Below are 18,579 nucleotides of genomic sequence, written 5' to 3'. Positions count from 1 at the left end.
TCAGTCGTCAGACCGGGTCCGGGCGCGGCGGATCAGGCGCCCGACCGTGAAGGATGTGCGGGGCGCATAGGTGTATCGCGTGCGATCAGATGGCGCCGGGCGCGCGCGCATGCGGGTTAGCCCAAAGACCACCAGCAGGATGTGACCGGCGGCAATCATCACGAAGAGAGCTTTGGGACCAAACCCGTCAATCAGCATGGAGGCCACATAGGGTGCTGCGATTGCGCCCAAGGCGAAATAGAACATCAACGCGGCTGAAAGTTCGACACGTTCATCATCATTTGCAAAATCATGTGCATGTGCGGCGGCGACGGAATAGATGGGGAAGGTCGTCAACCCGAAGAGCCCGGCCGTCAGCATGATGCCCAACGTGCCAAGATCGGCGGCAAGAATGGTGATGGCCGAACTGGCAACGGCAGAAATGGACAGCCAGATCAGCACCCGCCGTCGATCAAATTTATCCGCAAGCCAACCAATGGGCAGCTGACCCAAGGCGCCCCCCAAAACGAAGGCCGTCAGAAAATAGGCGATCTGATCGTTGCTCAGGCCGACTTCCTGCCCATAGACAGGACCCACCATACGGAAGGACGCGCTGGACAGGGCTGCGACCAGAACGGCGGCGGCTGCGAGAGGAGAGCGTTCGTGCGCCAGACGCGGGCGCAGCCGGGGCGATGCGGGCGTTTCGGGCTGGCGGACGGTGGTCAGGGTCAGCGGCAGCAGCGCGGCACAGCACACAATGGCAAGCAGGTTGTAGGAGACGTAGCTCGCGGGTTCCAAAACGCCGATGATCATCTGCGCGGCCATCGACCCGGTCATATCAACCACCCGATAAACACCCATGGTGCGTCCGCGCGTTTCATTGGTGACCTTGGCCTGCAACCAGGCTTCGATGACGGTGTAGCACCCGGCGACGCACATGCCCGAGGCCACCCGCATCAGCGCCCATGCATAAGGATCGATCACCAGCATGTGGCTCATTAATCCGATGGCCCCTGCGGCGGTGAAGGCGGCGAAGGCGCGCGAATGGCCGACGCTGCCCATGAGGCGCGGCGCCCACCAGCACCCTATGAAAAACCCGAGAAAATGCGCGGACCCCAGCAGGCCGATGTCCTGTTTGGTAAACCCCAGTGCCAGGCCGGACAGCGCGTCGAGTGGGCCAACACCGCCAGAGGAAAGTTGCAGGAGCAGAACCGAGAGGAAGAGGGCGGCAAAGGAGATGAGCAGGCGCATAGTGACCAAAGCCATAGCAGCTTAGGCATCGCGCCCTATCGGTTATTCGACAAAGCGCGTCGTTTTCAGCCGCTGCGCCGGATTTCTGCGCTGATGTCGAGATTGACCGGATCGTCGACCAGTTTTGGATAGCCGGTTGCCCCGAAAGCGGCGCGGCTCAGCATCCCGGTCAAGCGGATGTTCAGGACGGACAGATCATCCGGCGCGGTGCCGGCAGGTCGCGTCAGGCTGGCTGCCAATTGCAACGGGCGGGTCACGCCGCGCAATGTCAGCTCCCCGTCGATCCTTGCCCCGTCGGAGATGCGACCGGCGCGACCAAGCGTGATCCTGGTGGATTTGTACCGCACAATCGGGTGGTTTTCAGCGTCGAGAACTGACGGGCTGAGCAGGGCCTGCGTCACGAAGAGCATCCCGGCCCTGGCACTTCGGATATCGGCGGTGACATCGGCGCTGGACCGGGCGAGGTTGCGCGTATCTACGCGGATATCGGCGGAGCGGATGGGCACGGTGCCGGTCTGGCTGGCACCGCTGACTGCGAAAATGAAGGCGACACGAGAGCGTTCCCGCACCAATTCGTAGCGTTGCGAGGCCGCCAACCCGGCCGTTGCCCAACTGGCCAGACCAGCGGTGATCAGCAGGCGTCTTGAAAGCTGCAGCGACATGTGAGCGCCTCCTTGAAGCTCTTCATATAGATAGCTTTTTCCGCGCGCTTGCCAGTCTTTTCACGCTGTCTTGATCTGTGGGGGCGCTTTTCGTGTCGGGCGGTGAACGTCCCATGTTTTTTGGGGCGCGGCCCGCGCCCGCATGCGGGCCAGCCTCCATCCCTCGGGACCTCTGGTGTGGGCAGGGGAGAGGTGCCAGCGGGTCTCCACTCCCGCAGCGCCTCCGATGCCGGGCGTCAGCAACAGACCCAGCGGCGCGCAGTGTCCCGTACCGGCCCCGGTCTCGGCGGCCAGGTGCATGCGCCGCACCTGCGTCAATCCCGGCAGGCCGGGCAGATCCGCGACCGTCAGCGCCACGACCCCGGCGCGCAACACTTCTTCCATGGTCCAAAGCACATCATCCGGGCGGCGCGGCTGGATGAAGGTGAGCCGCGCAGGGTCGATCCAGTCGGCCACACCCGCACAATGCAGCTGTTCCTGCGCCCAGGAAGGGGCAATCCAGATCACCGGTCCTTCGGTCTGTGCGGCGACCCACAGGGCCAGAGTGCGCCGGGCCAGGCCACAGGCTTCATGCACCCGCGCCTGCGCCAGATGAAATTCGGTTGCAGGGAAAAGCGGCACGGCGGATCCCTTGCGTGCAGGCCGCCGACTTAGAAGAGGATGCGGGACAGACATGGCGCAACTATATTTTGTTCTTTTTTTGTTCTCAATCATTTTCCGTGATTTTAAAGAAGTTTCCGCAGGTAAATCAGCTTGCAGCCACGGCGATGCGGGGTAGTGTGACGCCCGACACGCGATAAAGAGGATGCCGCGATGAAAATGAACAGGCTCGGACGTACGAAGATCGAGGTTTCCGAGTTTTGTCTGGGCTCCATGACCTGGGGTACGCAGAACAGCGCGGAGGAAGCCCACGACCAGATCGACCGGGCGCTTGATGCGGGCATCAATTTCATCGACACGGCAGAAATGTACCCGGTAAACCCGGTCAGCGCAGAGACCATCGGCCGGACGGAGCGCATCATTGGCCTGTGGTTTGAGCGCGACATGCGCCGCGAGGATGTGGTTCTTGCGACCAAGCATTCCGGGGAAGGGCTGGCCGCCGTACGCGAAGGCGCGCCGATTTCGTCGGAGACAATTCCCGAAGCTATCGAAGGGTCGCTGCGCCGTCTCAAGACGGATTACATCGATCTTTACCAGTTTCATTGGCCCAATCGCGGCAGCTACATGTTCCGCAAGAACTGGTCCTATGATCCCACCAGCCAGCTGATGCTGGACACGCAGGAACACATGGTGGATGCGCTGGGGGCGCTGCAGGAGGAGGTCAAGCGTGGCACCATCCGCGCCTTTGGCCTTAGCAATGAAAGCGCCTGGGGCACCACGAAATGGTTGGAGGCCGCCGAAGAGATGGGCGGGCCGCGCGTCGCGTCGGTGCAGAACGAATATTCGCTGCTTTGCCGTCTTTATGACACTGACATGGCCGAGATGAGTGTGCAGGAAGACGTCCCGCTTTTGGCTTTCTCACCGCTGGCTGCGGGGTTGTTGACAGGCAAATACCAAAACGGCGCGGTGCCGGAGAAATCCCGTATGTCGCTGAACGCCGATCTGGGTGGACGCAAGAGCGAACGGGCCTTTGCCGCCGTGGATGCCTATCTCGATATCGCGCAGCGTCATGGTCTCGATCCGGCCCAGATGGCACTGGCGTGGTGCAAAAACCGGCCTTTCATGGGGTCGATCATCTTTGGCTCCACCACGATGGAACAGCTGGAAACCTGTCTGGGCGCCATTGATCTGACGCTGAGCGATGAGGTTATAAAGGAGATCGATGCGGCGCATCGTCAGCATCCGATGCCCTATTGATCCTGTCCATTGACGCTCTGCGTTGCCGAGCGGATGTCTCAAAATGATGCCGGTACGCGCGCGCAAAGCTCGATTGTGATCCAAACCCTGTGCGCAGGGCCACATCCTGCAAGGGCAGGACCGTCTGTGTCACCAATCTGTCCGCTTCCGCTAGGCGCAGCCCGAGGTAATGCGCCTGTGGGGTCCGGTCCAGACGCGTGCGAAACTGCAATTGCAGCGCCCTGACGCTCAGCCCGAGTTGTTGCGCAATGGAGGCAATCGCGACGGGGTCCTCCAGGTGCGCCTGCATGATGTCATGCGCCCGCGCGGTCACCGGCGAATGATGCATCCCAAGCTGCTGCCGTCCTTGCGGTCGCGCCGGTGTCGAACTGATGTCGTAGATAAAGCTGCCTGCCACGCGGTCGGCCAGTGCAGCACCGTTCTGCACCGCGATCAGGTGCAGCATCATTTCAATGGCCGGTGCGGCACCGCCGCTGGTCATCCGCGGGCCGCTCTCCACGAAACGGGCGTCGAGGGTGATCACGTCGGGAAACTGCTGGGTAAATTCCTGAAGATCTTCCCAATGGGTGGTGGCTTTGTATCCGTCCAGCAAACCGGCGCGTGCCATGACCCAGGGCCCACCATCAATGCCCGCCACGATGCGGGCGGTTGCCGCGAGGCGGCGCAGGCTGGCACATAAGGCAGGCGTGGCCTTGGCGTCCGGATCGAAGCCAGCAACAACGATCAGCAGGTCGCAGGGTGACGCGCGGTTTAGGGGGGCGGCGGGGACAACCAACCCGCTGGTCAGCGCCACATCGCGGTTCGTCGGTGTTGCGAACTGCCAGGTGAAAACCGGGCGATGCGCATGCCGGTTCGCCGCGCGCATCGGGTCGACCGCGGCGGCGAAGGTCAAGGTGTTGGTTTCCTCCAGCACCAGCACGGTTGTCCGCATGAGATGTACGGATTTCATCAAATTCACTTCGCATTACAGCAAGTATTGCGGTTGTTTCTCGGTCATGCTGGCCGCAGAGACAAGGGAGATTCCGGATGCCGCTGACCATGAACAACGAGGTTTTCATCACCTGTGCCGTAACCGGCTCTGGCAGCACGCAGGATCGCAGCCCGCATGTGCCGCGGTCGCCCAAGGAAATCGCCACCAGTGCGATTGCAGCCGCCAAGGCCGGGGCGGCGGTGGTGCACTGTCACGTACGCGACCCGGAAACCGGCGCGCCGAGCCGGAAACTTGAATACTACCGGGAGGTTACAGACCGCATTCGCGACGCTGACGTGGATATTGTGCTGAACCTGACGGCGGGGATGGGGGGCGACATGGTGTTTGGTGATACCGAAAACCCGCTGCCGCTGAAGCAGGAGGGGACCGATATGATCGGCGCTGCGGCGCGTGTGGCGCATGTGGCTGAGTGCCTGCCGGAGATATGCACGCTCGATTGCGGCACGATGAATTTCGCCGAAGCCGATTACGTGATGACAAACACGCCCGGCATGTTGGCCGCAATGGGCCGCATGATGACGGAATTGGGCGTGAAGCCTGAGATCGAGGCCTTTGACACCGGCCATCTGTGGTACGCAAAGCAGCTGGTGGCAGAGGGCGTGCTGGAGGCGCCCGCGCTGGTGCAGCTCTGCATGGGGGTGCCCTGGGGTGCGCCCAATGATCTCAATACCTTTATGGCGATGGTCAATAATGTGCCACAGGATTGGACCTTCTCGGCCTTTTCGCTGGGGCGCAACCAGATGGCTTATGTCGCCGCAGCGGTGCTGGCGGGGGGGCATGTGCGGGTCGGGCTGGAGGACAATCTCTGGCTCGACAAGGGCGTGCTGGCGGAGAACTGGCAGTTGGTCGAACGCGCAGGCACGATCATCGAGAACATGGGTGCGCGGGTCATTGGTGCCGCCGAGGTGCGGGAGAAGCTGGGGCTGGTCAAACGGGCACCGCACTCATGAACGATGCCTCCATTTCCAGGAAATTCATCGCATTGGCTTCGCGTCTTTTCGCTGATGTGCGGCACAGGATATGGCTGGGGATGCTTTGCGCTGGCGCGGCCCTGATCACCGCCTGTGCGCCGCCGCCGGACCCAGGATTTCGCGATCAATCCGTGCCGATCACGGCCACAACCCGTTTCACGCCGCAGAATTTCGACGGCGTCTGGTACGTTGCCGCAGCCTATCCCACAGATTTTTTCCCGGCCTGCCTCGATCAGCGCTGGCAAGCGGAAACGGCTCATACGGCACCTCGGCTTGCGGTGTTCTGCGGTGTTGGTGCTGCGGCTCTTGATGTGCCCTTGGCGGTGAACCCGCGTGGGGTCTTGCAGGCGCAAAGCGCTGATCTGGACGTATCCGCACGCGCCCTCTGGGTGATGTGGATGGATGAGGACGCGCAAACAGCAGTGATCGGCACACCCTCGGGTGAAATGGGCTGGATTCTCAACAGGTCGCACGGGCTGCGCGCTGACAGATTTGCTGCGGCGCGCGAGATCATGGCGTTCAACGGCTACGACGTCAGTCGGTTGCAGGAGGGGATCAAATGACAACAGCGGCGATCATTGGGGGGGGCGTGATCGGCGGTGGCTGGGCCGCGCGCTTTTTGTTGAACGGCTGGGACGTGCAGGTCTACGACCCCGACGCCGAGGCGCAGCGCAAGATCGGCGCGGTGTTGGGCAACGCCCGGCGGTCGCTGCCGGGGCTGCTGGACATGGCGCTGCCCGCCGAAGGCGCGCTGTCCTTTCACGACACGATCGAAAGCGCCGTAGCGGGCGCAGAGTGGATACAGGAAAGCGTGCCGGAACGGCTCGAGGTCAAACACCAGACCTTTGCCGCGATACAGGCGACCTGCGATCCCGGTGCGGTGATCGGCTCGTCGACCTCCGGGTTCAAGCCATCGAAGTTGCAGGCGACGGCGCTGCGGCCGGGGCAGATCATGGTCTGCCACCCGTTCAATCCCGTTTATTTGTTGCCCTTGGTCGAGGTCGTGACCACCGATGCCACAGATCCGGGCCTGCTGGGGGCGGCCAAGAGCATGCTGACCAGGATCGGCATGCATCCGCTGCATCTGAAAAAGGAAATCGACGCCCATGTGGCGGACCGGTTTCTGGAGGCCGTCTGGCGCGAGGCGCTGTGGCTGGTCAAGGACGGCATCGCCACCACGGAGGAAATCGACGACGCGATCCGCTATGGGTTCGGCATCCGCTGGGCACAGATGGGGCTTTTCGAGACCTACCGCGTGGCCGGGGGCGAGGCGGGGATGAAACACTTCATGGCGCAATTCGGCCCCGCGCTGAAATGGCCGTGGACCAAGCTGATGGATGTGCCGGAGTTCACCGACGAATTGGTCGATCTGATCGCAGGCCAGTCGGACGCGCAATCAGGGCACCACTCGATCCGCGATCTGGAACGCATTCGGGACAATAATCTCGTGGCCATGATGCGGGCGCTGAAGGCACAGGATTGGGGGGCGGGCGCCTTGTTGCAGGCGCAGGAACGCCAGCTGCGGCAGGATACGGCGCTGGGACAGCGCGCCGCGGATGTCGATGATCCGGCGGCCCCGATTTTGACGATCCGCCGCGCGGTGCCGCTCGACTGGACCGACTACAACGGTCACATGAACGAGGCAAAATACCTGCAGGCTTTCGGGGATGCCACCGACCGGTTCATGGAGTTGATCGGCTGTGACGCGGCCTACATTGCCTCGGGTGGTAGCTATTTCACCGCAGAGACACATATCCGGCACCTCGACGAGGTGCATGCGGGCGCTGTGATCGAGGTCCATACGCGTGTGCTGGCGGGCGGTGGCAAGAAGATGCACCTGTGGCACGAGATGGTGGAGGGGGGTCGTTTGCTGGCCACGGGGGAACACTTCCTGCTGCACGTGAGCCTCGAGACGCGCCGCCCGGCCGAGCCAAGTGCGGAGATCGACGCGGCACTGCGTCGCTTTGCCGAGGCACAACAGCACCTGCCGCGCCCCGCGGGGGCAGGTCGCGCGGTGGGCGCGCCGCGGTAGCAACCCCACAGGTTTGGGCCGCAGGCACCGGATGGTGCGCGCGCGCTTCGTAAGTCGCTGGTTTTTCCTGTCTTTATGGGGCAAGAGGAGGCATGAGCTTTGCCTCCCCTCATCTTTGGATTCTCGTGGCCTTCGCCGCTGCAGCCTTTCAGACCCTGCGCTTCATGCTGCAAAAGGTGCTCGTCACAGCGACACTCTCCCCGACCGGTGCGACCTTCGCGCGGTTTTTCTACTCCGCCCCCTTGGTGTCACTGCTGTTGGTGGTCTACCTGCAGGTCACCGGGCAGATGCTGCCCTCTCTGGACGCGCGTTTCTGGGCCTATGCCTTGAGCGGCGGTCTGGCGCAGGTTGTTGCAACCGTCTGCGTTGTCAGCCTTTTTAAGCTGCGCAATTTCGCTGTTGGCGTGACGCTGATGAAAACCGAAGTCATCCTGTCCGTCGTGGTGGGACTGGTCCTGTTGCGCGAGGGCGTGAGCTGGGCTGCGTTCGGGGCGATTGGTCTGGGGTTGGTTGGTGTCCTGATGCTGTCCACGCCGCCAGATGTCACCGGCTGGGGTGGGCGCGCTATCTGGAACCGTGGGATCGGGTTGGGCCTCGCCTCCGGCGTGCTCTTTGCCGTCTCCGCCGTGTGCTATCGTGGCGCGTCGCTGGAGCTCGCATCGACGGACCCGGTGCTGCGCGCGGGCGTGACATTGGCGGCGGTGACCGGGTCGCAGATGATCGGCATGGCGCTGTGGCTGGCGTGGTGCGATGCAGCGCAGATCGGGGCTGTCTGGGGCGCGCGCCGGGTGGCGGGATGGCTGGGGATGCTGTCGATGGCAGGGTCGTTCTGCTGGTTTCTGGCCTTCACGCTGCAGACCGCCGCCTATGTCAAGGCTGTGGGCCAGGTGGAGCTGGTGATGAGCCTGCTCGCGTCGGTCTTCTTTTTCAAGGAGCGCTCGAGCCTGCGGGAGCTGGGCGGTATGGCCGTGCTGTGCCTGTCGATCCTGATGCTGGTTCTGTTTCTCTAGCGTCACCCGGACATCGGCACGCCCCGCAGCCGCAGAAACAGGCTTTCTTCATCATTGTTCTTGAAGAAGGGGATGCTGGCGGGCGGGGCTTTGTCCGTCGCACGGGCCTGGATCTCGGAGAGGACGACTTCGGTGATGAACGGCATGTCGAAGGAGCGTGCATCGCGCAGGCTGACCCATTGCAGATGTGACAGCTCGTCGCTGGCGGCGGAAAAATCATCGGGATCATTCGCGATGTCTCCGGCATCCACAAGAAAGAAACGCGCGTCAAAGCGGCGGGGTCGTCCCGGCGGCGTGAGTGCACGAAAAACGAATTGCATCCCCGCGGCCGAGGGGAGATACCCTCTCGCTGCAAAGCCTTGCCAGTCATCGGGGACCTTGTCGGGCCACGCGCCGGATGCGCCCAGCACAAGGCCCGTTTCTTCCCAAAGTTCACGAATCGCGGCGACTGCCAAGGCGTGCGGGGTCGCGGCGCGGGCATCTTCGGCCAAACGGGTGGCGCAGAGCGCTGGCAGTGCGCCCGCCAGCGGAACCTTTGCGTCACCCACATCCACCGCACCGCCGGGAAAGACGAATTTGTTTGGCATGAAGGCGGCCCGCGCGCCCCGCTGGCCCATCAGGATTTTCGGATGCGTTTCACGATCCCGCAGCACGATGACCGTCGCCGCATGTCGTATGGCAGATTTATCCGGTGTGCGTGTCTCTGGCATGCGCTGCCCCCTTGGGTTCTGGGGGCTCACCGCGTGTAGCTAGAGCGATTTGCCAAACCCACCCATGCCGCGCGCCCATTGGTAGCCGACAATGGCCCCCTTCAGTCGTGGCAAAAGGTAAAGCGACAGGCCGACACAGCCAACCGCAAAAATGGTAAATAGAGTCATTGGTTCCGGCCGCCATTTTACAAAGACCAGATGCAGCAACGGCGCCATCAGGTGGCCGACAAAGAGGATCGTCAAATATGCGGGCCCATCGTCGGCGCGGTGGTGGTGCAATTCCTCGCGGCACACCGAACAGCTGTCGTTGACCTTGAGATAGGATTTCAGCAAGGGACCGCTGCCGCAATTCGGGCATTTACGGCTCCATCCCCGCAGCATGGCACGCTTGGTGTCGCGCTCTTCCTGATGCACCTCGGCACTGCTTGAGGACAGGCTGGAGGGGGCTTGCGAGATGTCTGACATGAACCGGATCCTTTCACATCCGTTCCTAATGCGCCTTTAACGCGGCAAATAAAAGACACGGCGTTGTCGCTGCGGCGGGATGTCGCGAAGACCTGCTGAAAAATTTTGCGACGGGAAATGGACACGCCTCCGTAAAATGACTGTCCAACCCCGCAAAGAGGGTCGCAAACGGACATAACCTTTTGGAGTATCGAGATGAAAAATACAGTATTTATCGGCCTGATCGCGGCCACTGCCATCGCTGTTGCAGGTGGGGCTGTCTATGCCCGCGGCGGGCACCATGGCGCCCCGATCGATTTTGAGACGCTGGATAGCAACAGCGATGGTCAGATCACCAAGGAAGAGATGCAGGCGCGCGGTGCTGCCCGCATGGCAAGCGCCGACACCGACGGCGATGGTTTCCTGACCCAGGAAGAGCTCGAAGCAGCGGGGGCAGAACGTGCCCGTGCCTTTGCCAGCCGAATGATCGAACGGCTGGATACGAATGCGGACGGCAAGCTTTCCGCTGAAGAGATGCAGAAGCCAGACCGCGCAGAGCGGGCAGAGCGCCGGTTCGACCGGGTCGACACAGATGGTAACGGCACCATTTCGGAGGCAGAATTCGATGCGGCGCGGGCCAATATGAAAGGGCACCGCAAGGGACGCGCGCCCGCCGAGTAACGTCTCAGATCAAGGCAATGGGCTGCGGCGTGACTTGATTGCACGTCCGCAGCCACTTATCGATGCTCGGAATGGATATGCCGCCGGACGACCCAGCTTCTGCGACGGATGATGCGCTTTTGGTGCTCTATGCCAACGGCGATCCCACGGCGGCCCGCACGTTGACGGCGCGGCTCCTGCCGCGTGTCTTTGGGCATGCCCTGCGCCTGCTTGGTGACGGGGCCGAAGCGGAGGACGTGGCACAGGAGGCGATGGTGCGGTTGTGGCGGATGGCTCCGGACTGGCGGCAGGGTGAAGCGCAGGTGACGACGTGGCTCTACCGCGTCACGGCCAACCTCTGCACAGACCGGTTGCGCAAGCGGCGCGGTGTTGGCCTCGACGAGATCGCCGAACCGGAGGATCCGAAACCCGGCGCGGTGGAGCAGATACAGAACAGGGCGCGCCATGATGCGCTTCAGGGTGCGCTGGATCAGCTGCCGGCGCGGCAACGGCAGGCGGTGGTGCTGCGTCATATCGAGGGGCTGTCGAACCCCGAGATTGCGCAGGTGATGGAGATCGGTCCGCGCGCGGTGGAAAGCCTGACGGCGCGGGGCAAACGCGCGCTGATCGACCTCTTGGCCGGACGGCGTGCAGAATTGGGATATGAAGATGAAAAAGCAGGATAATGACGCGGAAACGGAGGCGCTGGACGCCTTGTTTGACGCTGCCCGAGCCCATCCGCCGGAGGTGACAGAGGCGCTGATGGCACAGGTGCTGGCGGATGCGGATGTCCTGCAACCGACTCAAGACCGACACGATGTGGTGCGCCCGGGGCTGCGGGCATGGGTTGCTGATCTCCTCGGGGGCTGGCAGGGCATGGGGGGGCTGGTGGCGGCTGCCACGGCAGGCGTGTGGATCGGGTGGAGCCCGCCCGAGACCTTGCCCGATGCAGGCGCATTGATTCTGGGATACGAGAGTGCGGAGGTCATGAGTACGACCGCGGAACTGACCAGCTTCGGCTGGGATCTGGACGGAGACTGAGCCATGCAGGACACCCCCCCGAAACGACCGCGGATATCGCGCCGGATCAAGGTAATCCTTGGGCTGTCCCTGGCGCTGAACCTTGCTGTCGTAGGGCTGATCGCCGGCACTGCGTTGCGGCACGGTGATGAAAAAAGAGGCGGCCCGCGTTCTGCCGGGTTCGGGGCGTATGGATTACCTTACATGATTGCCTTGCCACGGGAGGAACGCCGGTCCGTGATCCAGGCGGTCCGTGCGGGAAAGAAGGGCGATCTGCCGGACCGTACGGCGCGGCGCGCGCTCTATCTCGAAACGCTGGCAACGTTGCGCGCCTCTCCCTTTGATGCACAGGCCTTGTCCGATGTTGTGACCCGTCAGGCGCAAACCGCGATCAGAGTGCAGCAGGTTGCCCAGGACGCGTGGCTGGAAGTTGTCGCGAATATGAGCGATGCAGAGCGCGCGGCCTATGCCGAAGAGATCGAAGAGGTTCTGCGGCGCGGCCTGAAGTCGCGGAAACCACATCAATAAAACGGTATAAAGTATTGAAATTGCTCAGGCTGCGGGCCGATTGAGGTTGACCTGATTGCGGCCCTGCAGCTTGGCCGCATAGAGCGCCTTGTCCGCTGCGTCGAGCAGCATGTTGGCGTCCTGCTGCTCTTTGGCTTCATGTTTGGCTCGCATGCCGCCGATGGTGACGCCGATGGAGACGGTGACCTTGATCGGTTCGTCCGCGCCGGGCACGGTGAACCCACGCCCGCCGATCTTGCGGCACAGTCGGCTTGCCGCGGCACGCGCTTCTGACAGCGGGGTCGCGGGCATCACGATCAGGAATTCTTCACCACCGATCCGGGCGATCAGGTCGACGCCGCGCAGATTGTCGCGCAACCGACGGGCGGTTTCAACGAGCACCGCATCGCCCGAAGCATGGCCGTAAAGGTCGTTGATCCGTTTGAAATGATCCAGATCAGCCACCATCACGGCAAAGCTGCGTCCCGTTGCAGCAGAGTGTTCCGCCACGCGGGCCAGATGTGGCATCGCATAACGCCGATTGTGCAGCCCGGTGAGCGGGTCGGACACAGCCGCCTGCAGGCCGGTGCGCACGGTGGCGCGCAACTGGTCGGCAATCCGCTTGCGGCGCAGCATCGCCTTAACCCGCAGGGTCAGCTCGGCCACGTCGAAGCCGTCGGTCATCAAATCGTCGGCCCCCAGATCGAGCGCATAGGCCCCCAATCCGGGATCGGGACGTGACTGCAGTACCAGGATCCCTGAATGGCGGGTGATTGCCGTGGCGCGGATTGCAGCCAGCAGGCGCAGGACATCGCTGGTATTGTTGTCGTCCTCCGCCAGGGTCAGGATGAAGACGTCCGGCACCTTGCCCGGTGAGAGATCCCGCAAGGCGGTCTCGGGCGTGCTGAAATCCAGGCTGGTGCGCAGATGCGGGCGGAGCAGGGTCATCCAGTTGTGGGCCGTAGCGGCGTCCGACCCGACCAGCACGGCGCGGCCCGGAGGCCCGAATTCCATCGATTCCTCAGCAAAGCCCAGGGCGCGGGACGTATCATCGCGCATCTGCCATTCCGCTGCCGAATTATGGGCGCGGATCAGACTGCGGACACGGGCCAGCAGCAGTGTGTCATCGATGGGTTTCAACATCACGTCCTGAACACCGGCCTCAAGCGCCTTGAGCCGTGTGTCTGCGTCGGGACGGCATCCCACCACCATCATCGGGATGGCACGGGTCTGGGGGCTGCGTTTGAGCCTGTTGCAAAGCTCTGCCGCGTCGCAATCAGGCAGGGCCATTGCGGAAATGATCAGATCAGGATCGTGTCGCAACGCTGCAACGCAGGCCTCATCGGCCGTTGCAGCCTGAATCACCTCATAGAAGGCAGAGGCGAGTTTGACCTTTAAAACAATACGATTTGTCGAGATCGCATCCACGATGAGAATTTTGCCCTGCACGCGCTCTGCGTCCTTTCGAGGGTTAATTTCCGATGATCGACATTGCGCTGAATTTGGTTAACAAAGGGTTTCGAATGAGAGGCAATCTGCAGGCAAACCATCATGTACACGCGGGAATCCGCCGAAGTCTTTGGGATCAGGCTGTTGGGCTGGCTGGCGGGGAATGAAGAGCTTCTGCCGGTGTTTCTGGGGGCAACGGGGGCTGCGGAATCCGATCTGCGGGCCGGGGCCACGGACCCGGTGTTTCTGGTGTCGGTCATGGATTTCGTCATGATGGATGACACTTGGGTGGTTCAGGCCTGCGATACGCTCGGTGTAGGTTATGACAGCGTGATGCGCGCCCGACAGGTGCTTCCAGGCGGCGAGGAGGTCAACTGGACATGACGGCGGTGCGCGGTGCGCTTTTCGACAAGGACGGGACACTCTTTGATTTCGCCGCGACATGGGAGACCTGGGCGGCCAGCTTTCTCGAGGGCGTGACGTCTGATGCGCAAGGCGCGGAGGACCTGGGCGCGATCATCGGATTTGACTACGCGCAACGACGATTTCAGCCCGACAGCGTCGTTATTGCAGGCACACCTGGGGAGGTGGCGGAAATCTTGTTGCCGCATATGCAGGGGCATTCAATGACCAGCCTGCTGGATTTCCTGAACACGGAGGCCGAGCGGGCGCCGCAGGTGGAGGCGGTGCCGCTGATCCCCTTCCTCAGCGGTTTACGGCAAAATGGTCTGCGTCTGGGCGTGGCGACCAACGATGCCGAAGCGCCTGCCCGGACACATCTGGCACGCGCAGGCGTAACCGAGTTTCTCGATTTCATCGTTGGCTTTGACAGCGGCCATGGTGGCAAACCCGCGCCGGGGCAGCTTCTGGCCTTTGCTCAGGCCGTCGATTTGCCGGTGGAGCAGATTGTCATGGTCGGCGACAGCACCCATGATCTGCAGGCCGGGCGGGCCGCTGGCATGCGCTGTGTCGGCGTGCTGACCGGGCTTGCCGGGCGCGATGTGCTAACGCCGCTCGCGGATGCGGTTTTTGATGATATCTCCGCGCTTCCCGACTGGATTGCCGCGCAGGACCCGTGACCGCTGTCAGAGAACGCGCATAAAAACGACTGAATCCGTCGCGAACAAGACGGCTGCCTGCCAGCGCCTCTGCCCTTTATGAAGACAGAGGTGCGAGGAGGGCAACCGCATGGGCATGTCAACAACCAAACGCAGAACACGCGGCGGCGGGCGGGCAGGTGCCGCGACACGCCGCGGAAGCGCCGTGATCGAGCAGATGCCGTGGAACCCGCCGGTCAACACGGACGCACCGACCGAGCCGCTCTCGCCCGAGGGGGTCGCGGCCATTCACGATGGTGCCATGCGCATTCTCGAAGAAATCGGCGTCGAGTTTCTGAACCACGAAGCCCTGGACATCCTGCGCAAGGCAGGGTGCACCATCAACGGCGAGAATGTCCGCATGGGCCGGGACTTCGTGATGGAGTGGATCGCCAAGGCGCCGTCGGAATTCACCCTGACCCCGCGCAATCTCGACCGCACGATCACCGTCGGTGGGCGCAACCTGCTCTTTGGCAACGTCTCATCGCCGCCCAACTATTGGGATATGGAGCGGGGCACCAAGGTGCCTGGCACGCGTGAGATGTGTCGGAACCTGCTAAAGTTGACCCAGTATTTCAACTGCATCCACTTTGCCGGCGGCTATCCGGTGGAGCCTGTGGATCTACACGCATCGATCCGTCATCTGGACGTTGTCTATGACAAACTGACGCTCACGGACAAGGTGATGCACGCCTATTCGCTGGGTAAAGAGCGTGTCGAAGATGTGATGGAAATGGTGCGTATCGCGGGCGGTCTGTCACATGAAGAATTCGATGCAAGCCCCAGAATGTACACGAATATCAACTCTACCTCACCGCTCAAGCACGACATTCCGATGCTGGATGGGTGGATGCGCATGGCCCGGCGCGGACAGGGGTTGGTGGTCACGCCCTTTACCTTGGCCGGTGCCATGGCGCCCGTCACCATGGCCGGGGCCGTGGCACAATCCCTGGCCGAGGCGCTCTGTGCGGTGGTGCTCGCGCAAATCATCAAACCGGGCTGCCCCGTGGCCATCGGGACCTTTACCTCGAATGTGGATATGAAATCGGGCGCGCCAGCGTTCGGCACCCCGGAATACATGCGCGCCACGCAGATGACTGGGCAGCTGTGCCGGTTTTATGGCCTGCCGATGCGGTCGAGCGGGGTCTGCGCCGCCAATGTGCCCGACGGGCAGGCGATGTGGGAAACCTCCAACAGCCTCTGGGCCGCCGTGCAATCGGGCACGAACATGGTTTACCACGCGGCGGGTTGGCTAGAGGGGGGGCTGATCGCGAGCCCGGAGAAATTCATCATGGATTGCGAAATCCTGCAGCAAATTCAACGCTATATGGATCCGCAAATCACGGCGACCGGCCCTGATGAGATCGCGCTGGAGGCCATTAAATCTGTTGGCAACGCGGGACATTTTTTCGGCATCCAGCATACGCAGGACAGATACACGACCGCCTTCTATCAACCCTTTCTGAGTGACTGGAAAAACTACGAAGGCTGGGAGGTGGCAGGCGCCGTCTGGACTCCGGAGCGCGCGCATCTGATGTTCAAGGAGATCATCGGCAGTTTTGAGGCCCCACCCATGGAGGACGCCATCCGCGAAGAACTGGCTGACTTCGTTGACCGTCGCAAAGCTGAAGGGGGCGCTCCGACGGACTTCTAGCATGCAGTTGGCCTGAAATTATCTGTACAATTGGCGATGTTGGCTCTTTGTTAACTGCTAGGCTTCATTGTCCGGCCTGTTACGGAAATGAGGCAATCATGCATGGGCTTGTGAACAGAGCTATTCAACGGTTTGTCGTTGACAGCTACGGCAATGCACAATGGGCTGCCGTTGCGCGCAATGCGGATCTGGGGTTCGTCGAGTTCGAGGCGATGTGGACCTATGAAGACAGCCTGACACCGCGTGTTCTGGCTGCCGTCTGTGACGTGCTCGACCGCCCCTACGATGAGTTGATGGAAGACATCGGCACCTATCTTGTTTCGCACCCCAATCTGGAGGCCTTGCGCAGGTTGCTGCGCTTTGGTGGTGTCAATTTCCTGGATTTCCTGCATTCGCTGGATGATTTGCCCGACCGCGCCCGACTGGCCGTGGCCGATCTGGTTTTGCCACGGATTGAGCTTCGGGAACATAATCCGCATCAGTTCAGCTTGAATTGCGAAGGCGACATTCCCGGCTGTGGGCACCTTTTCACCGGGGTGCTGCGGGCGATGGCAGATGACTACGGCGCGCTTGTGTTTCTGGAGCATCAGGGGGTTGAGGAAGGTGTCGAGACCGTCGCGATCGCCCTGCTCGAGGCGGATTTTGCGGAAGGTCGCGGGTTCGAATTGGGGGTAAGTGTCTGATGAGCGGCGCCACCCTGTGTTACCAAATGCTGAACGTGATGTGCCCGATGCATGTCATCCTCAACCGCAATGGCGATATCGGGTTCGCGGGACCGACAGCGCAGAAATTGCTGCCGGATCAGAGCCTTGTGGGTCGACCCTTTCTTGATGTGTTCGAAATTAAAAGACCCAGAGAAATCAAGTCAATCAGCGCGCTGCGCGAGAAGGCAGGTATGAAATTGCATATGCAGTTTCGCGATCCTCCGCACCGTGAACTCAAGGGCGTTTTGATGGAAGGTCCCGAAGTCGGACAGATGATTGTCAATCTTTCCTTTGGCATTTCGGTTGTGGACGCGGTGCAGGAATACAAGCTTACGGCAGCGGATTTTGCCCCCACTGACTTGACGATCGAGATGCTCTATCTGGTGGAGGCAAAGTCGGCGGCGATGGAGGCATCGCGCCAGTTGAACAGCAGGTTGCAGGGCGCGCGCATTGCTGCGGAAGAGCAGGCGCTGACCGACACGCTGACCGGTTTGAAGAACCGACGTGCCATGGATCAGATCCTGGCGGATTTGATTGTCGAGGGAGAGAGTTTTGCCCTGATGCACATGGACCTCGACTACTTCAAGGTGGTCAATGACACGATGGGCCATGCCGCAGGCGATCATGTGCTGCAACAGGTCTCAAAGATCATGTTGAACGAAGTACGTAGCCGGGACACGGTAGCCCGCGTGGGGGGGGATGAGTTTGTTTTGCTGTTGCGCGATGTGGAGGAGCCTGAAATCATCGAACAAATTGCAAAGCGCATTATTAAAAAGTTGAGCGAACCCATCCATTTCGAAGGAGAACGCTGCGAGGTTTCAGGGAGTGCAGGCACAACATTATCGCGCAACTACCCTGTGCTAACTGCGGACAAGTTGTTGGGGGATGCGGATGTTGCACTCTACGAATCCAAACATCGCGGACGGGGACGGCACACGTTCTTTTCCGAAGAACTGCGCGAGAAGGAGCGAGATCCCGCGCAAGCAACGTCACGCGAGCCAATTGTAAAACACGCCTAAAGCGGAACGGGGTGTGGCAGCAGGACCGATAGAATGTGACGGTATTCGGATCGAATTTCAGTGTAAATTCTGAGCGCAATGGATTTAACTTAAGGGTTGCTCCCTTGTTGGAGGCTTGTTTCCCAGTTTGCATGGAACTCCCCACCGAACATCGATCTAAAAGCCTTTATTAAAGCGGTCGCACGCGAGGTGTTGGCCATAGCAATTGGCGTTCGAATGGCGAGTGGATCCAGACGCCACGTTCTGGTCGCAGGTTCGCTCTAAGGCGGCACGCACGTGCGATCCATTGCGCAATAACCCTTCGCGACATGTTTGTTCTGGTCGCCAGTTGGATGTCGGCAACTGCACAAACGGACTTCCATTGAGTCAAATCAGCTGTCGAATGGGGCAAACGAGGACGCGCAACAGATCGTTAGGCGCGAAGCACCCCTCTTTAGGGACGGTTGTCGTACTTCAGGCGCGTGCAATCTTGGGTGGGTCGGTTGCCGGTATCAAAGGCCTGCGAAGGCGTGGGCGTCGATTGATCCCCAATTAAAGTGACACGAAACCTATTGCCCTACCG

General features: G+C 61.5%; 21 protein-coding genes. 14 read left to right on the top strand and 7 right to left on the bottom strand.

Features of this window, described 5'->3' with window-relative positions; all coding sequences use genetic code 11:
• The 3 genes from Q1A07_RS00790 to Q1A07_RS00780 all read right to left on the bottom strand — a co-directional run bounded on the left by Q1A07_RS00790 (window position 1) and on the right by Q1A07_RS00780 (window position 2,567).
• Window positions 1-1,230: an MFS transporter gene (locus Q1A07_RS00790; RefSeq protein WP_299779094.1), complete on the bottom strand. Its 1,230-nt coding sequence runs from the start codon at window positions 1,228-1,230 to the stop codon at window positions 1-3.
• 65 nt (window positions 1,231-1,295) lie between these two features.
• Window positions 1,296-1,892, bottom strand: a complete 597-nt coding sequence (locus Q1A07_RS00785; RefSeq protein ID WP_299776901.1) for a YceI family protein — start codon at window positions 1,890-1,892, stop codon at window positions 1,296-1,298.
• A 60-nt stretch (window positions 1,893-1,952) separates the two neighbouring features.
• Window positions 1,953-2,567, bottom strand: a complete 615-nt coding sequence (locus Q1A07_RS00780) for a hypothetical protein (RefSeq protein WP_299776899.1) — start codon at window positions 2,565-2,567, stop codon at window positions 1,953-1,955.
• Between the two features lie 138 nt (window positions 2,568-2,705).
• Here Q1A07_RS00780 and Q1A07_RS00775 point away from each other — a divergent pair, with 138 nt between their 5' ends.
• Window positions 2,706-3,749, top strand: coding sequence for an aldo/keto reductase (locus Q1A07_RS00775; protein ID WP_299776897.1), 1,044 nt, complete (start codon window positions 2,706-2,708; stop codon window positions 3,747-3,749).
• Here the strand turns inward: Q1A07_RS00775 and Q1A07_RS00770 are convergent.
• Window positions 3,700-4,698, bottom strand: a complete 999-nt coding sequence (locus Q1A07_RS00770) for a helix-turn-helix domain-containing protein (protein ID WP_299776895.1) — start codon at window positions 4,696-4,698, stop codon at window positions 3,700-3,702. The genes Q1A07_RS00775 and Q1A07_RS00770 overlap by 50 nt on opposite strands.
• A gap of 77 nt (window positions 4,699-4,775) precedes the next feature.
• On the opposite strand from Q1A07_RS00770, the gene Q1A07_RS00765 reads away from it, so the two are divergent.
• The 4 genes from Q1A07_RS00765 (at window position 4,776) to Q1A07_RS00750 (ending at window position 8,753) form a co-directional block, all read left to right on the top strand.
• The gene (locus Q1A07_RS00765) at window positions 4,776-5,690 is read left to right on the top strand and encodes a 3-keto-5-aminohexanoate cleavage protein (RefSeq protein WP_299776893.1); all 915 of its coding nucleotides are present in this window, start codon (window positions 4,776-4,778) and stop codon (window positions 5,688-5,690) included.
• On the top strand, window positions 5,687-6,274 hold the full coding sequence (locus Q1A07_RS00760; protein ID WP_299776891.1) for a lipocalin family protein: 588 nt from the start codon (window positions 5,687-5,689) through the stop codon (window positions 6,272-6,274). Before Q1A07_RS00765 ends, Q1A07_RS00760 begins: the two co-directional genes overlap by 4 nt.
• Window positions 6,271-7,743 carry a carnitine 3-dehydrogenase gene (locus Q1A07_RS00755; protein ID WP_299776889.1) on the top strand — a complete coding sequence of 491 codons (1,473 nt, stop codon included), beginning with the start codon at window positions 6,271-6,273 and terminating at the stop codon, window positions 7,741-7,743. The genes Q1A07_RS00760 and Q1A07_RS00755 overlap by 4 nt, the downstream gene beginning before the upstream one ends.
• A gap of 92 nt (window positions 7,744-7,835) precedes the next feature.
• Window positions 7,836-8,753 carry a DMT family transporter gene (locus Q1A07_RS00750; RefSeq protein WP_299776887.1) on the top strand — a complete coding sequence of 306 codons (918 nt, stop codon included), beginning with the start codon at window positions 7,836-7,838 and terminating at the stop codon, window positions 8,751-8,753.
• A gap of 2 nt (window positions 8,754-8,755) precedes the next feature.
• Here Q1A07_RS00750 and Q1A07_RS00745 read toward each other — a convergent pair whose 3' ends face one another.
• Window positions 8,756-9,463: an NUDIX hydrolase gene (locus Q1A07_RS00745; RefSeq protein WP_299776885.1), complete on the bottom strand. Its 708-nt coding sequence runs from the start codon at window positions 9,461-9,463 to the stop codon at window positions 8,756-8,758.
• Between the two features lie 39 nt (window positions 9,464-9,502).
• Window positions 9,503-9,928, bottom strand: a complete 426-nt coding sequence (locus Q1A07_RS00740) for a DUF983 domain-containing protein (protein ID WP_299776883.1) — start codon at window positions 9,926-9,928, stop codon at window positions 9,503-9,505.
• A 195-nt stretch (window positions 9,929-10,123) separates the two neighbouring features.
• Between Q1A07_RS00740 and Q1A07_RS00735 the strand changes: the two genes are divergently transcribed.
• The 4 genes from Q1A07_RS00735 (at window position 10,124) to Q1A07_RS00720 (ending at window position 12,115) form a co-directional block, all read left to right on the top strand.
• Window positions 10,124-10,588: an EF-hand domain-containing protein gene (locus Q1A07_RS00735; RefSeq protein ID WP_299776881.1), complete on the top strand. Its 465-nt coding sequence runs from the start codon at window positions 10,124-10,126 to the stop codon at window positions 10,586-10,588.
• 71 nt (window positions 10,589-10,659) lie between these two features.
• On the top strand, window positions 10,660-11,253 hold the full coding sequence (locus Q1A07_RS00730) for an RNA polymerase sigma factor (protein ID WP_299776879.1): 594 nt from the start codon (window positions 10,660-10,662) through the stop codon (window positions 11,251-11,253).
• On the top strand, window positions 11,237-11,608 hold the full coding sequence (locus Q1A07_RS00725; protein WP_299776877.1) for a hypothetical protein: 372 nt from the start codon (window positions 11,237-11,239) through the stop codon (window positions 11,606-11,608). The genes Q1A07_RS00730 and Q1A07_RS00725 overlap by 17 nt, the downstream gene beginning before the upstream one ends.
• Before the next feature lie 3 nt (window positions 11,609-11,611).
• Entirely contained in the window at window positions 11,612-12,115 is a 504-nt protein-coding gene (locus Q1A07_RS00720) for a periplasmic heavy metal sensor (protein WP_299776875.1), read from the top strand.
• Between the two features lie 24 nt (window positions 12,116-12,139).
• Here the strand turns inward: Q1A07_RS00720 and Q1A07_RS00715 are convergent, their stop codons facing one another.
• A complete protein-coding gene (locus tag Q1A07_RS00715) occupies window positions 12,140-13,543 on the bottom strand; it encodes a diguanylate cyclase (protein WP_299776873.1) in 1,404 nt (467 codons plus the stop codon).
• A gap of 99 nt (window positions 13,544-13,642) precedes the next feature.
• Between Q1A07_RS00715 and Q1A07_RS00710 the strand changes: the two genes are divergently transcribed.
• The 5 genes from Q1A07_RS00710 to Q1A07_RS00690 all read left to right on the top strand — a co-directional run bounded on the left by Q1A07_RS00710 (window position 13,643) and on the right by Q1A07_RS00690 (window position 18,017).
• On the top strand, window positions 13,643-13,927 hold the full coding sequence (locus Q1A07_RS00710) for a DUF3572 domain-containing protein (protein ID WP_299779092.1): 285 nt from the start codon (window positions 13,643-13,645) through the stop codon (window positions 13,925-13,927).
• Window positions 13,924-14,622: an HAD family hydrolase gene (locus Q1A07_RS00705; RefSeq protein ID WP_299776871.1), complete on the top strand. Its 699-nt coding sequence runs from the start codon at window positions 13,924-13,926 to the stop codon at window positions 14,620-14,622. The genes Q1A07_RS00710 and Q1A07_RS00705 overlap by 4 nt, the downstream gene beginning before the upstream one ends.
• 115 nt (window positions 14,623-14,737) lie before the next feature.
• Window positions 14,738-16,294, top strand: a complete 1,557-nt coding sequence (locus Q1A07_RS00700) for a trimethylamine methyltransferase family protein (RefSeq protein ID WP_299779090.1) — start codon at window positions 14,738-14,740, stop codon at window positions 16,292-16,294.
• A 98-nt stretch (window positions 16,295-16,392) separates the two neighbouring features.
• On the top strand, window positions 16,393-16,977 hold the full coding sequence (locus tag Q1A07_RS00695; protein WP_299776869.1) for a heme NO-binding domain-containing protein: 585 nt from the start codon (window positions 16,393-16,395) through the stop codon (window positions 16,975-16,977).
• Complete coding sequence (locus Q1A07_RS00690) at window positions 16,977-18,017, top strand: diguanylate cyclase (protein WP_299776867.1); 1,041 nt, start codon at window positions 16,977-16,979, stop codon at window positions 18,015-18,017. The genes Q1A07_RS00695 and Q1A07_RS00690 overlap by 1 nt, the downstream gene beginning before the upstream one ends.
• Window positions 18,018-18,579: the final 562 nt, after the last annotated feature.

Source organism: uncultured Roseobacter sp. (assembly GCF_947492555.1).
In the GTDB taxonomy this organism is placed as follows: domain Bacteria; phylum Pseudomonadota; class Alphaproteobacteria; order Rhodobacterales; family Rhodobacteraceae; genus Roseobacter.
This window is presented reverse-complemented; position numbering and strand designations above follow the sequence as displayed.

What these genes read in the sequence shown, in the direction of transcription:
- Q1A07_RS00760 (WP_299776891.1), top strand. Translation starts at nt 5,687, where the DNA reads ATGAACGATGCCTCCATTTCCAGGAAATTCATCGCATTGGCTTCGCGT.
- Q1A07_RS00755 (WP_299776889.1), top strand. Translation starts at nt 6,271, where the DNA reads ATGACAACAGCGGCGATCATTGGGGGGGGCGTGATCGGCGGTGGCTGG.
- Q1A07_RS00775 (WP_299776897.1), top strand. Translation starts at nt 2,706, where the DNA reads ATGAAAATGAACAGGCTCGGACGTACGAAGATCGAGGTTTCCGAGTTT.
- Q1A07_RS00740 (WP_299776883.1), bottom strand. Translation starts at nt 9,928, where the DNA reads ATGTCAGACATCTCGCAAGCCCCCTCCAGCCTGTCCTCAAGCAGTGCC.
- Q1A07_RS00735 (WP_299776881.1), top strand. Translation starts at nt 10,124, where the DNA reads ATGAAAAATACAGTATTTATCGGCCTGATCGCGGCCACTGCCATCGCT.
- Q1A07_RS00750 (WP_299776887.1), top strand. Translation starts at nt 7,836, where the DNA reads ATGAGCTTTGCCTCCCCTCATCTTTGGATTCTCGTGGCCTTCGCCGCT.
- Q1A07_RS00700 (WP_299779090.1), top strand. Translation starts at nt 14,738, where the DNA reads ATGTCAACAACCAAACGCAGAACACGCGGCGGCGGGCGGGCAGGTGCC.
- Q1A07_RS00765 (WP_299776893.1), top strand. Translation starts at nt 4,776, where the DNA reads ATGCCGCTGACCATGAACAACGAGGTTTTCATCACCTGTGCCGTAACC.
- Q1A07_RS00705 (WP_299776871.1), top strand. Translation starts at nt 13,924, where the DNA reads ATGACGGCGGTGCGCGGTGCGCTTTTCGACAAGGACGGGACACTCTTT.
- Q1A07_RS00725 (WP_299776877.1), top strand. Translation starts at nt 11,237, where the DNA reads ATGAAAAAGCAGGATAATGACGCGGAAACGGAGGCGCTGGACGCCTTG.
- Q1A07_RS00790 (WP_299779094.1), bottom strand. Translation starts at nt 1,230, where the DNA reads ATGCGCCTGCTCATCTCCTTTGCCGCCCTCTTCCTCTCGGTTCTGCTC.
- Q1A07_RS00720 (WP_299776875.1), top strand. Translation starts at nt 11,612, where the DNA reads ATGCAGGACACCCCCCCGAAACGACCGCGGATATCGCGCCGGATCAAG.
- Q1A07_RS00770 (WP_299776895.1), bottom strand. Translation starts at nt 4,698, where the DNA reads ATGAAATCCGTACATCTCATGCGGACAACCGTGCTGGTGCTGGAGGAA.
- Q1A07_RS00745 (WP_299776885.1), bottom strand. Translation starts at nt 9,463, where the DNA reads ATGCCAGAGACACGCACACCGGATAAATCTGCCATACGACATGCGGCG.
- Q1A07_RS00780 (WP_299776899.1), bottom strand. Translation starts at nt 2,567, where the DNA reads ATGTCTGTCCCGCATCCTCTTCTAAGTCGGCGGCCTGCACGCAAGGGA.
- Q1A07_RS00695 (WP_299776869.1), top strand. Translation starts at nt 16,393, where the DNA reads ATGCATGGGCTTGTGAACAGAGCTATTCAACGGTTTGTCGTTGACAGC.
- Q1A07_RS00785 (WP_299776901.1), bottom strand. Translation starts at nt 1,892, where the DNA reads ATGTCGCTGCAGCTTTCAAGACGCCTGCTGATCACCGCTGGTCTGGCC.
- Q1A07_RS00730 (WP_299776879.1), top strand. Translation starts at nt 10,660, where the DNA reads ATGGATATGCCGCCGGACGACCCAGCTTCTGCGACGGATGATGCGCTT.
- Q1A07_RS00690 (WP_299776867.1), top strand. Translation starts at nt 16,977, where the DNA reads ATGAGCGGCGCCACCCTGTGTTACCAAATGCTGAACGTGATGTGCCCG.